The organism is Bacillus sp. SIMBA_008, from assembly GCF_046535495.1.
Taxonomy (GTDB): Bacteria; Bacillota; Bacilli; order Bacillales; family Bacillaceae; genus Bacillus; species Bacillus subtilis.
On the sequence record NZ_JAWRWL010001271.1, the window covers coordinates 1 to 236 of the forward strand.

Below are 236 nucleotides of genomic sequence, written 5' to 3' on the forward strand. Positions count from 1 at the left end.
GTTTATACAAGAGCAATTAAAATCTGACTATGCACAAGTACCGCCAGCTGATACGAGCGCTGCAACAATTGACGTTAAAGTGCCAGATGTTGTTGCAAAAGGCATTCAGCCAATTGATACTGGTGTTGAGATTGACTCACTTCGTGCAATTAATGAAGGTCTACTATCTTGGCCAGAAGGCTTTAACGTATATCTGAAAGTAAAGAAAATTCTTGAACGCCGTAAAGACGCTCTTG

Annotated in this window: 1 protein-coding gene; it reads left to right on the top strand. The window is 40.7% G+C overall.

The annotated features are described in order from the left end of the window. A partial coding sequence (locus SB658_RS27515) for a hypothetical protein (protein WP_410603737.1) occupies positions 1-236 on the top strand: 236 nt, incomplete at both ends.